We start from the raw sequence: 11,435 nt of genomic DNA, 5'->3' as shown, positions 1-11,435 counted from the left end.
CGAAACGCCGTGGGTGATGGCCAGAAAGCGCGAGGGAATGGTGCTGTAGCTTTCGGCCAGGTTCGCGTAGTTGCGGTATTGGCGCAGGGTTGTGGCGCGCTGCACCGGGTCGGCTTCGGCCGGCATGCTGAACAGCGCGACCTTGGCGCGGACCAGGGCGCGGTAGGCTTTGTAGAAGTTCAGCAGCTCCAGGCCTTGATAGTCGCCGGTCAGCTCCAGATATTGGCTGACGAAACGTCGCGCCAGCGACTTGAGGCCGCGGTCTTCCAGGTCCATCGCCAGGAATGCAGTGTCGGCATAGACATCGGTGAAGCGGAACGGCTCGTTGAACTCGATGCAGTCGAAAATCACTACCTTGCCATCGATCACCGTGGCATTGCCCAAGTGGATGTCACCGTGGCATTCGCGGATGAAACCTTCGGCTTTGCGTTGGGTGAACAGCGGTTTGAGGCGTTCGAAGCTGCTTTCGGCCCAGGCTTGCAGGGCTTCGAGCTGCAACAGGTCAGCCTTGTCACTGAGGAACGGACGAATCTGTTCGAAGTTCTGCCGCACCGGTGCCATAACGCTGTCGGGGGTGCCGGCGGCGTTTTCGGCAGGCACGGTGGGCGTAGAGAGATGGAAGCGGGCGATCTGCGCGGCCATTTCGTCAACGTGCGCGGTGGTCAGTTCGCCGTTGGCCTGGAGCGTGCTGAGCAGTTGGCTCTGGGGAAACTGACGCATCTTCAGGGCGTATTCGATGGCCGGACCTTCGCCACCCAGTTGCGGCACTTGCGGGGTGCCGGTAATCGGCATGACTTCCAGGTACAGATCCTGGGTCAGGCGCTGGTTCAAGCGCAGTTCTTCCCCGCAGAAATGCTTGCGTGCCTCGAGGCTGGTGAAATCAAGGAAGCCGAAATTGACCGGTTTTTTGAATTTGTAGGCATACGGCCCGGTGAGCAATACCCAGGAAATGTGGGTCTCGATGACCTGGAACCCTTCGACGGGATGCGGATAGAGGGCCGGGTTTTGCAGGGCAGCGATCAGGGACTGGCTCACGGGCGATCCTTCAGAGACTGGGAAAATTCAAGGCCGTCATTATGGCGGCAAGCCGCGTTAACGCAAACAGGAGGGGGCCGTTGTGTGGTCATGTTGAACCGCGGCAAAGTGCGTATAATCCGCCGCCATGACTCGTACCCGATCCCCCCGTACCCCCAAGAAACCACCCGCCAGTCGCTTGCGGCCCTGGCTGGGCTGGGCCCTTAAACTCAGCCTGGTGGGCCTCGTCGTGCTCGCTGGCTTTGCGGTCTACCTCGATGCCGTGGTCCAGGAGAAGTTCTCCGGCAAGCGCTGGACCATCCCGGCCAAGGTCTACGCCAGGCCCCTGGAGCTGTTCGTCGGACAAAAGCTGAGTCGGGACGATTTCCTGACCGAGCTCGATGCCCTCGGCTATCGCCGTGAAAGCGTTGCCAATGGCCCGGGTGCTGCGTCCGTCAACGGCAATACCGTCGACCTCAATACCCGCGGTTTCCAATTTTATGAAGGCATGGAGCAGGCGCAGGCGGTGCGAGTGCGTTTCTCCGGCGACTACGTGGCTGCGCTGACCGGTGCCAACAATGCGAAGCTGTCAGTGGTGCGCCTTGAACCGCTGCTGATCGGTGGCCTGTACCCCAAGAACCTTGAAGACCGGATCCTGATCAAGATCGACCAGGTGCCGCCGTTCCTGCTCGATACGCTGATCGCTGTCGAGGACCGCGATTTCTACCATCACTTCGGCGTCTCGCCCAAGTCGATTGCCCGGGCCATCTGGGTCAACACCTCCTCGGGCCGTATGCGCCAGGGCGGCAGTACCTTGACCCAGCAATTGGTCAAGAACTTCTATTTGACCAACGAGCGCAGCCTCAGCCGCAAGCTTACCGAAGCCATGATGGCGCTGTTGCTGGAACTGCACTACGACAAGCGGGAGATTCTCGAGGCGTACCTCAACGAGGTCTTCGTCGGTCAGGACGGCCAGCGGGCGGTTCACGGTTTCGGCCTGGCCAGCCAGTTCTTCTTCAGCCAGCCGCTGTCCGAGCTCAAGCTGCATCAGGTGGCATTGCTGGTGGGGATGGTGAAAGGGCCGTCCTCCTACAACCCGCGGCGTAATCCGGAGCGCGCCCTCGAGCGGCGCAATCTGGTACTCGACTTGCTGCAACAGCAAGGCGTGGCGACGGCCGAGCAAGTCGAAGCGGCGAAGAAGATGCCTTTGGGCGTAACCAAGCGCGGCAGTCTGGCCGACAGCTCGTTTCCTGGTTTCATGGACCTGGTCAAGCGTCAACTGCGTGAGGACTACCGCGACGAAGACTTGACCGAAGAAGGCCTGCGGATCTTCACCAGTTTCGACCCGATCCTGCAGATGAAGGCCGAAGCATCGGTCAATGACACCTTCAAGCGACTGGCCGGGCGCAAGGGCTCTGATGAAGTGGAAGCCGCGATGGTGGTGACCAACCCGGAAACCGGCGAAGTCCAGGCCATGATCGGCAGTCGGCAGGCCAGTTTTGCCGGTTTCAACCGGGCGCTCGATGCGGTCCGCCCGATCGGCTCCCTGATCAAGCCGGCGGTCTACCTCACCGCCCTGGAAAAACCGAGCCAGTACACCCTGACCAGTTGGCTGTCCGACGAGGCGTTCTCGGTCAAGGGCGCGGACGGTCAGGTGTGGAAGCCGCAGAATTATGATCGCCGCTCCCACGGTACGGTGTTCCTGTACCAGGGGCTTGCGCATTCCTACAACCTGTCGACGGCTCGCCTCGGGCTTGAAATCGGCGTGCCGAATGTCCTCAAGACCTTGGCCCGCCTGGGTGTCAGTCGCGAATTCCCGGCATTCCCATCGATGCTGCTGGGAGCCGGTGGCCTCACGCCGATTGAAGTGGCAGCCATGTACCAGACACTGGCCAACGGTGGCTTCAACACGCCGATGCGCGGCATTCGCAGCGTGCTTACCGCCGACGGCGAGCCGCTCAAGCGCTATCCGTTCCAGATCCAGCAGCGTTTTGATCCCGCGTCCATTTATCTGATCCAGAGCGCCATGCAACGGGTCATGCGTGAAGGCACCGGCAGTTCGGTTTATAACGTACTACCGCGTAACCTGACCCTGGCGGGCAAGACCGGTACCAGCAACGACTCGCGCGACAGCTGGTTTGCCGGTTTCAGCCAGGACCTGCTGGCAGTGGTCTGGCTCGGCCGTGACGACAATGGCAAGACCCCGTTCACTGGCGCCACCGGGGCATTGCAGGTCTGGACCAGTTTCATGCGCAAGGCCGATCCGTTGCCGCTGGACATGCCGCAACCAGACAATATCGTTCAGGCCTGGGTGGATTCGCGCACCGGCCAAGGCTCCGACGCCAGTTGCCCGGGCGCGGTGCAGATGCCGTATATTCGCGGCAGCGAACCACCACCCGGTGCAGCCTGTGGCATTCCAAACCCCGCCGAATCGGTCATGGATTGGGTCAAGGACTGGATGAATTAAGCAAAGAGGGTTTCAAGTGAACAAGTGGTTGATTCCAGCGGTTACGGCCGTGGCATTGCTCAGCGGTTGCTCTACCGTACAACGCGGTTCGATTCCGGTTGTCGATTCCGGCACTGCCGTTTCCAATAGCGAGCGGGTCTCGGCCAATGGCGGCTTCCGTCAAACGACGGTGCAGCGGCCGGTGCAGGGACAGGTCCAGGCGATTCCCCAGGGCGATACCGGTGTCGTCGTGATGGTGCCCGGTGGCGGCGCCACGACGTCGGCACCGATCAGCAGCACACCGATCACGCCAGGGCCGATCACGCCGGGCCCTATCGATACTTCACCAATCGACCAGGGCAGCTTCAACATGCCTTCTGCACCGAGCAGCATTCCCTCGACCAGTTCGGGAGGTCTGTCCGCTGATGAACAATTGGACGGTCCAGTACTGGCATTGCTCACCACAGCCCAACAGCAACAGGCCGGTGGTGACCTCAATGGTGCGTCCTCCAGCCTTGAGCGAGCCCAGCGTGTTGCGCCGCGTGAACCCCAGGTTCTCTATCGCCTGGCCCAGGTGCGCATGGCCCAGGGCGATGCGCCGCAAGCCGAGCAACTGGCCCGCCGTGGCCTGACATTCGCCAACGGTCGTCCGGCGCTTCAGGCCAGCCTGTGGGAATTGATCGCTCAGGCCCGTGAGAAACAAGGCGACTCCGCCGGCGCGGCATTGGCCCGTCAGAAGGCCAAGGTTTCGCTCTGATGGATACGCGTTTTCCCAAGATCGCCGATCAGTTGCTGCTGATTGAGCGCGAGTTGCGGGTCCAGGGCTGGTGGAGCAGCGTTTCGCCGTCGGCCGAGGCGTTGGCCAGTGTCGAGCCGTTCGCGGTCGACACGCTGGACTTCGAGCAATGGCTGCAATGGATTTTCCTGCCGCGCATGAAAGCCATCCTGGAAAATGACCTGCCGCTGCCCAACGCCTCGGGCATCCTGGAGATGGCTCAAATGGTCTATGCCCAGCGGCCGGGGCAAGGCGTGGAGTTGCAGCGACTGTTGGCGCAGTTCGACCAATTGATCAGCGACGTTAACTGACCGCCATTTATTGGCAGTGCTCCTCGATCTGCTTGCGGGTTTCGTCGATGCGCTGGCGCCGCTCCTCTTCTGTGAGGCGGCGCATTTCCCCTTCCACATCCTCGCGTACCCGCGGGTTGTTCTGCAGTTGCGCCAGATTGGTCCGAGTCTGTTCGCAGAAGGCCTTGAGCTGGGCTTGCTGCTCGGCAATCTGTTGCTTGACCTGTTGGTCAATCGCCTTCTGGTCACCAATGACCCCGGCAGGCGGGGGGGCTGCTGGCTTGGCGGCGGAAGGGGAGGACTTGATCACCGTTGTGGCCTGTCCTCCAGGCGGTGGCTGGGAGCCAAAGTGGGTAACCCCTTGGGCGTCCACCCATTTATAGACCTGACCGGCCATGCACATCGGGCTCAGGCCAACCAGCAGGCTGGCCGTCAAGAAGAACATTCGCATGCTGTTTCCTTGTCATGGGTTGCGCAATTGAAGCTAACACAGTTGCTGTTTAAAGGTTTTTTCTTGCGTTCTCATGCGCTTACTTCGAATAAAGCACATTGACGGCTTGACTTGCAGAGGGCGAAACAGAAGAATCCAAAGTCCGCTGTAGAGGGACTGCCAGAAGCAGGCCCACTCGGCAGATCATGAGGCGCACATCCGCGCCGACCTGTTACACCCGCAACGCGTTACCTCGCGCTGGGTGGGAAAGGCCCGCAACACTTGGGACGATCCCAATACTTGCTCAGTCAGTGCTGACGTAGTCGGCGACCACCGTCGCTCATGCTCTGCCGAGAAGTAAACCTATTAAGACCCGTCCCTTTTTGTGGGCCGGTATTCTGGCGTTTTAGAGGTGAACAACGTGGAGCTTTTATCTGGCGGTGAGATGCTCGTCCGCTTTTTGCGTGACGAAGGCGTCAAATATATCTACGGGTACCCCGGTGGTGCTCTTCTTCATGTCTATGATGCCCTGTTCAAAGAACCGGAAGTGACCCACATCCTGGTTCGTCATGAGCAAGCGGCGACCCACATGGCTGACGGTTATGCCCGTGCCACCGGTAAAGCCGGCGTGGTCCTGGTGACTTCCGGCCCTGGCGCCACGAACGCCATCACCGGTATCGCCACGGCGTACATGGACTCTATCCCGATGGTGATCATCTCCGGTCAGGTGCCCAGCACCATGGTCGGCACCGACGCGTTCCAGGAAACCGACATGATCGGTATTTCCCGGCCGATCGTGAAGCACAGCTTCATGATCAAGCACGCTTCGGAGATCCCGGAGGTCATGAAGAAGGCTTTCTACCTGGCTGAATCCGGTCGTCCGGGCCCGGTTGTGGTCGATGTCCCGAAAGACATGACCAACCCGGCCGAGAAGTTCGAATACATTTTCCCCAAGAAAGCCAAGCTGCGTTCCTACAGCCCGGCTGTGCGCGGTCACTCCGGGCAAATCCGCAAGGCAGCCGAAATGCTGCTGGCGGCCAAGCGTCCGGTGCTGTACTCGGGTGGCGGCGTTATCCTCGGTGGTGGCTCCGCGCCGCTGACCGAATTGGCGAAAATGCTCAACCTGCCGGTCACCAATACGCTGATGGGGTTGGGCGCCTACCCGGGCACTGACCGTCAGTTCATCGGCATGCTCGGCATGCACGGCAGCTATACCGCCAACCTGGCGATGCACCATGCCGATGTGATTCTGGCGGTCGGCGCGCGTTTCGACGACCGTGTCATCAACGGCCCGGCGAAATTCTGCCCGAACGCCAAGATCATCCATATCGACATCGACCCGGCGTCGATCTCCAAGACCATCAAGGCAGACGTGCCGATTGTCGGTCCTGTGGAGAGCGTGCTGAGCGAAATGGTCGCCATCCTCAAGGAAATCGGCGAGGCTCCGAACAAGGAGTCCGTGGCCAGTTGGTGGAAGCAGGTTGATGAGTGGCGCGGTGATCGTGGCCTGTTCCCTTACGACAAGGGCGACGGCAGCGTGATCAAGCCGCAGACCGTAATCGAAACCCTGTGCGAAGTGACCAAGGGCGATGCCTTTGTGACCTCCGACGTGGGCCAGCACCAGATGTTCGCCGCGCAGTACTACAAGTTCAACAAGCCCAACCGCTGGATCAACTCCGGTGGTCTGGGCACCATGGGCTTCGGTTTCCCGGCGGCCATGGGCGTCAAGTTGAGCTTTCCGGATAGCGACGTCGCCTGTGTCACGGGCGAGGGCAGTATCCAGATGAACATCCAGGAGCTGTCGACCTGCCTGCAGTACGGTTTGCCTGTGAAAATCGTCAACCTGAACAACGGCGTACTGGGCATGGTTCGCCAGTGGCAGGACATGAGCTACGGCAGCCGTCACTCGCACTCCTACATGGAGTCGTTGCCGGACTTCGTCAAGCTGGTCGAAGCCTATGGTCACGTGGGCATCCGCATCACTGACCTGAAGGACTTGAAGTCCGGGCTCGAAGAAGCTTTCGCCATGAAGGATCGCCTGGTGTTCCTCGATATCAAGGTCGATACCAGCGAGCACGTCTACCCGATGCAGATCAAAGACGGCTCCATGCGCGATATGTGGCTGAGCAAGACGGAGCGTACCTAATCATGCGACATATTATTTCCCTGCTTCTGGAAAACGAACCGGGTGCTCTGTCTCGCGTAGTGGGCCTGTTTTCGCAGCGCAACTACAACATCGAAAGCCTGACCGTGGCGCCAACCGAAGACCCGACCCTGTCGCGTCTGACGCTGACCACTGTGGGGCACGATGAAATCATCGAGCAGATCACCAAGAACCTGAACAAGCTGATCGAGGTGGTCAAGCTGGTGGACCTGTCGGAAAGCGCGCACATCGAGCGCGAGCTGATGCTGGTCAAGGTCAAGGCCACCGGTGCCCAGCGCGCCGAGATCAAACGCACTACCGATATTTATCGTGGGCAGATCGTCGATGTCAGCGCCAGCGTCTATACCGTTCAGTTGACCGGTACCAGCGACAAGCTCGACAGCTTCATTCAATCGATCGGCACTGCCTCGATTCTGGAAACCGTACGCAGTGGCGTCACCGGGATTGCCCGTGGCGACAAAGTACTGAGCATCTAAACCAAATTAGCGAATGGCCTGAATGGCCGGAAATAGGGGTAATTCATGAAAGTTTTCTACGATAAAGACTGCGACCTGTCGATCATCCAGGGCAAGAAAGTCGCCATCATCGGTTACGGTTCCCAAGGCCACGCCCAGGCGTGCAACCTCAAGGACTCCGGTGTTGACGTGACCGTCGGCCTGCGTAAAGGCTCGGCCACCGTTGCCAAGGCCGAGGCCCATGGTCTGAAAGTCACCGACGTGGCTTCTGCCGTTGCCGCCGCCGACCTGGTCATGATCCTGACCCCGGACGAGTTCCAGTCTTCGCTGTACAAGAACGAAATCGAACCGAACATCAAGAAAGGCGCCACCCTGGCCTTCTCCCACGGTTTCGCGATTCACTACAACCAGGTAGTGCCACGCGCCGACCTCGACGTGATCATGATCGCGCCGAAGGCCCCGGGCCACACCGTTCGTTCCGAATTCGTGAAGGGCGGCGGTATCCCTGACCTGATCGCGATCTATCAGGACGCCTCCGGCAACGCCAAGAACGTCGCTCTGTCCTACGCTGCCGGTGTTGGCGGCGGCCGTACCGGCATCATCGAAACCACCTTCAAGGACGAAACCGAAACCGACCTGTTCGGCGAACAAGCCGTTCTGTGCGGCGGTACTGTCGAGCTGGTCAAGGCCGGTTTCGAAACCCTGGTTGAAGCTGGCTACGCGCCGGAAATGGCCTACTTCGAATGCCTGCACGAACTGAAGCTGATCGTTGACCTCATGTACGAAGGCGGTATCGCCAACATGAACTACTCGATCTCCAACAACGCTGAATACGGCGAGTACGTGACGGGTCCGGAAGTGATCAACGCCGAATCCCGCCAGGCCATGCGTAACGCCCTGAAACGTATTCAGGACGGCGAATACGCCAAGATGTTCATCAGCGAAGGCGCTACCGGCTATCCTTCGATGACCGCCAAGCGTCGCAACAACGCCGCTCACGGTATCGAAATCATTGGCGAGCAGCTGCGCTCGATGATGCCGTGGATCGGTGCCAACAAGATCGTCGACAAAGCCAAGAACTAAGTCGCGAGCTTGATCGGAAAACGCGGCCCTGGCCGCGTTTTTTCGTTTGGGCGGTGGCTTCTGGTATAAAGCTGCATCGTTTGCGGCCGAACCCTCGTCCCAGACACCTGTCGAATTTTTCACACCGTTGCAAGGTACTGTCCATGAGCGAACGCCCCGACGAGCCCAACCAGGCTCCTGACGCCGAAAGCCTGCTGCCCATCGATGAGCACGTCGAAGAAGGACATGACGCTGAAGGCCGTAAGGTCCGGCACCGTGGCATCTATCTGCTGCCGAATCTGTTCACCACCGCGAACCTGTTCGCCGGTTTCTATTCCATCATCAGCTCCATGAGCGCCCAAGCGGCCTTGAGCGCCGGCGATAGCGCCGGGGCGAGTCGTTACTTTGCCTTCGCTGCCATCGCGATCTTTGTCGCCATGGTGCTCGATGGCCTGGACGGGCGTGTGGCCCGCATGACCAATACCCAGAGCGCGTTCGGTGCCGAGTACGATTCGCTGTCGGACATGGTCGCTTTCGGCGTGGCCCCGGCCTTGCTGGCGTTCGGTTGGGCGCTGGGGGACATGGGCAAGGTTGGCTGGATGGTCGCTTTCATCTATGTCGCCGGTGCCGCGTTGCGTCTGGCACGTTTCAATACCCAGGTCGGTACGGCTGACAAGCGCTACTTCATCGGCTTGGCGAGTCCTGCCGCTGCGGGTGTCGTAGCCGGTGTTGTCTGGGCTTTCAGCGACTACGGTATCCAGGGATCGAAGATGTCGTTCCTTGTGGCGCTGCTGGTAGCGGCGGCCGGTATGCTGATGGTCAGCAACATCAAGTACAACAGCTTCAAGGAGCTGGATCTCAAAGGGCGGGTGCCGTTCGTGGCGATTTTGGCGGTGGTGCTGGTGTTCGCGGTGGTCTTCAGTGATCCGCCACGTATCTTGTTGCTGGTATTCCTCGCCTATGCCGCTTCCGGCCCGGTTCAATACCTGTTGCGCCTGCGCCGACACAAAAAAGCCGAGTGATGTAATTTCCCTCATACTCCGCAGTCTATTGGTGCATCTGCCCTCCAATGCTGCGGAGTTGTCATGCTGATCAAGATCCCCAAGTCGTCCGACTGCCTTGAGTCGGACGTCACGCCAGAATCCCTCTATCTATCCCGTCGCCAAATGCTTGGGGCCGCCATGGCGGGGCTTGCCGTCAGCGGTCTTCCGCGTTGGGCCAGTGCTGCCGATGTTGCGCGTTATGCGGATGTCGAGCCCGGCAAGGCGCCGTCCTGGTTTGCCGAGAAGCTGCCGTCCACCCAATGGGGCGCGGTTACGGTCAAGGATGAGTCCATCACCCCTTTTAAAGACGCCACCCATTACAACAATTTCTATGAGTTCGGAACCGGCAAAGGTGATCCGGCGGCCAATGCCGGATCCTTGAAAACCGAGCCCTGGAGCGTGGTGGTGGATGGAGAGGTGGGCAGGCCGGGGCGCTATGCCTTGGAAGACTTCATGAAGCCTTACCAGTTGGAGGAGCGAATCTATCGCCTGCGGTGCGTGGAGGCCTGGTCCATGGTTATCCCATGGATTGGCTTTCCCATTTCGGCGTTGCTCAAGCAGGTCGAGCCGACCTCCAAGGCCAAGTACATTCGTTTCGAAACCCTGCAGGATCCCAAGACTATGCCAGGGCAGCGCTCAGGGTTTGCTTTGATCGACTGGCCTTATGTCGAGGGCTTGCGACTGGATGAAGCGATGAATCCGCTGGCAATCATGGCGGTTGGGATGTATGGGCGAGAGTTGCCGAATCAGAACGGTGCACCGTTGCGCTTGGTGGTGCCGTGGAAGTACGGGTTCAAAAGTGTGAAGTCCATTGTGCGCATCAGTCTGGTCAGCGAGCAGCCCAAGACCACCTGGCAGAGCATTGCGTCCGACGAGTACGGCTTTTACGCCAACGTCAATCCGACGGTCGATCACCCGCGTTGGACCCAGGCACGGGAGCGCCGTCTGCCGAGCGGGCTGTTCAGTCCTAACGTGCGCGATACGTTGATGTTCAACGGCTATCAGGATGAAGTCGCTTCTTTATATGCAGGGATGGACTTGAGGAAGGACTACTGATGCGTTTTCCAGTCTGGCGAATCGGCGTCTTTGTCGCGGCGGCGGTTTGGCCGTTGCTCTGGCTCTACGAAGCGTTGATGAATAAGTTGGGGCCTGACCCAGGCAAGGTGCTGGTGGATCGGCTCGGGTTGGGCACGCTTATTTTGTTGTTGATCACCTTGAGCATGACGCCGTTGCAGAAACTCACGGGGTGGGCAGGGTGGATCGCGGTCAGGCGTCAGCTGGGATTGTGGTGCTTTGCTTATGTGGTGCTGCATTTGAGTGGGTATACGGCGTTCATCCTGGGGTTCGATTGGTCGCAACTGGGCGTCGAGCTGAGCAAGCGACCTTATATTATCGTAGGAGCGCTCGGGTTTCTGGGGCTCTTGGCGCTGGCGATTACTTCCAATCGCTACAGTCAGCGGCGACTGGGCGCGCGCTGGAAAAAACTGCATCGCCTGGTTTATCCGATCTTGGGCCTTGGATTGCTGCATATGTTGTGGATTGTGCGGGCGGATCTTAAGGAGTGGTCGATTTACGCCTTTATAGGTGCTGTGCTTTTGATGCTTCGAATTCCTGTGGTTACGCGCCGGATACCGCGTTTAATTGGACGCAAAGCACCTTCTGCAACAAAAGCGTAATTAACGCTTGACGGCAAATCCTGGAAGTCTATAATTCGCCCCACTTCCGGCGCAGTCGAAACGAAAAACTCCTTGAGTTT

The 11,435-nt window shown here is 59.5% G+C and carries 11 protein-coding genes; 9 read left to right on the top strand and 2 right to left on the bottom strand.

The genetic code is table 11. The annotated features are described in order from the left end of the window. On the bottom strand, positions 1-1,035 hold a 1,035-nt coding region (locus GSM73_RS19375), incomplete at its 3' end, for a phosphotransferase (RefSeq protein WP_372241399.1). A gap of 127 nt (positions 1,036-1,162) precedes the next feature. Between GSM73_RS19375 and mrcB the strand changes: the two genes are divergently transcribed. From mrcB to GSM73_RS19360, 3 genes are read left to right on the top strand one after another with little or no spacing between them, the layout of a single operon-like run. Then, on the top strand, positions 1,163-3,481 hold the full coding sequence (gene mrcB / locus GSM73_RS19370; RefSeq protein ID WP_047229834.1) for a penicillin-binding protein 1B: 2,319 nt from the start codon (positions 1,163-1,165) through the stop codon (positions 3,479-3,481). A 16-nt stretch (positions 3,482-3,497) separates the two neighbouring features. Then, a complete protein-coding gene (locus GSM73_RS19365; protein ID WP_047229833.1) occupies positions 3,498-4,217 on the top strand; it encodes a M48 family metallopeptidase in 720 nt (239 codons plus the stop codon). Continuing rightward, positions 4,217-4,546 carry a YqcC family protein gene (locus GSM73_RS19360; protein ID WP_047229832.1) on the top strand — a complete coding sequence of 110 codons (330 nt, stop codon included), beginning with the start codon at positions 4,217-4,219 and terminating at the stop codon, positions 4,544-4,546. The genes GSM73_RS19365 and GSM73_RS19360 overlap by 1 nt, the downstream gene beginning before the upstream one ends. A 7-nt stretch (positions 4,547-4,553) precedes the next feature. On the opposite strand, the gene GSM73_RS19355 is transcribed toward GSM73_RS19360, so the two are convergent. Continuing rightward, complete coding sequence (locus GSM73_RS19355; protein WP_047229831.1) at positions 4,554-4,976, bottom strand: DUF4124 domain-containing protein; 423 nt, start codon at positions 4,974-4,976, stop codon at positions 4,554-4,556. A 400-nt stretch (positions 4,977-5,376) separates the two neighbouring features. On the opposite strand from GSM73_RS19355, the gene GSM73_RS19350 reads away from it, so the two are divergent. The 6 genes from GSM73_RS19350 to msrQ all read left to right on the top strand — a co-directional run bounded on the left by GSM73_RS19350 (position 5,377) and on the right by msrQ (position 11,355). Next, positions 5,377-7,101 carry an acetolactate synthase 3 large subunit gene (locus GSM73_RS19350; RefSeq protein WP_047229879.1) on the top strand — a complete coding sequence of 575 codons (1,725 nt, stop codon included), beginning with the start codon at positions 5,377-5,379 and terminating at the stop codon, positions 7,099-7,101. A 2-nt stretch (positions 7,102-7,103) separates the two neighbouring features. After that, positions 7,104-7,595: an acetolactate synthase small subunit gene (gene ilvN / locus GSM73_RS19345; protein ID WP_003205610.1), complete on the top strand. Its 492-nt coding sequence runs from the start codon at positions 7,104-7,106 to the stop codon at positions 7,593-7,595. A gap of 45 nt (positions 7,596-7,640) precedes the next feature. Further along, on the top strand, positions 7,641-8,657 hold the full coding sequence (ilvC, locus tag GSM73_RS19340; RefSeq protein WP_003228216.1) for a ketol-acid reductoisomerase: 1,017 nt from the start codon (positions 7,641-7,643) through the stop codon (positions 8,655-8,657). Positions 8,658-8,800: 143 nt separating this feature from the next. Next, complete coding sequence (gene pssA / locus GSM73_RS19335; protein WP_076386334.1) at positions 8,801-9,658, top strand: CDP-diacylglycerol--serine O-phosphatidyltransferase; 858 nt, start codon at positions 8,801-8,803, stop codon at positions 9,656-9,658. 63 nt (positions 9,659-9,721) lie between these two features. Continuing rightward, positions 9,722-10,735, top strand: coding sequence for a protein-methionine-sulfoxide reductase catalytic subunit MsrP (msrP, locus tag GSM73_RS19330; RefSeq protein ID WP_107322936.1), 1,014 nt, complete (start codon positions 9,722-9,724; stop codon positions 10,733-10,735). Then, positions 10,735-11,355, top strand: coding sequence for a protein-methionine-sulfoxide reductase heme-binding subunit MsrQ (gene msrQ / locus GSM73_RS19325; protein ID WP_047229828.1), 621 nt, complete (start codon positions 10,735-10,737; stop codon positions 11,353-11,355). The genes msrP and msrQ overlap by 1 nt, the downstream gene beginning before the upstream one ends. Positions 11,356-11,435 lie beyond the last annotated feature (80 nt).

The sequence above is a fragment of the Pseudomonas sp. PICF6 genome (assembly GCF_009831705.1).
In the GTDB taxonomy this organism is placed as follows: domain Bacteria; phylum Pseudomonadota; class Gammaproteobacteria; order Pseudomonadales; family Pseudomonadaceae; genus Aquipseudomonas; species Aquipseudomonas rhizophila.
This window is presented reverse-complemented; position numbering and strand designations above follow the sequence as displayed.

Bases quoted from the DNA above. Each gene is read 5' to 3' on its own strand.
- msrP (WP_107322936.1), top strand. From the start codon at position 9,722: ATGCTGATCAAGATCCCCAAGTCGTCCGACTGCCTTGAGTCGGACGTC.
- msrQ (WP_047229828.1), top strand. From the start codon at position 10,735: ATGCGTTTTCCAGTCTGGCGAATCGGCGTCTTTGTCGCGGCGGCGGTT.
- GSM73_RS19355 (WP_047229831.1), bottom strand. From the start codon at position 4,976: ATGCGAATGTTCTTCTTGACGGCCAGCCTGCTGGTTGGCCTGAGCCCG.
- GSM73_RS19360 (WP_047229832.1), top strand. From the start codon at position 4,217: ATGGATACGCGTTTTCCCAAGATCGCCGATCAGTTGCTGCTGATTGAG.
- ilvN (WP_003205610.1), top strand. From the start codon at position 7,104: ATGCGACATATTATTTCCCTGCTTCTGGAAAACGAACCGGGTGCTCTG.
- ilvC (WP_003228216.1), top strand. From the start codon at position 7,641: ATGAAAGTTTTCTACGATAAAGACTGCGACCTGTCGATCATCCAGGGC.
- mrcB (WP_047229834.1), top strand. From the start codon at position 1,163: ATGACTCGTACCCGATCCCCCCGTACCCCCAAGAAACCACCCGCCAGT.
- pssA (WP_076386334.1), top strand. From the start codon at position 8,801: ATGAGCGAACGCCCCGACGAGCCCAACCAGGCTCCTGACGCCGAAAGC.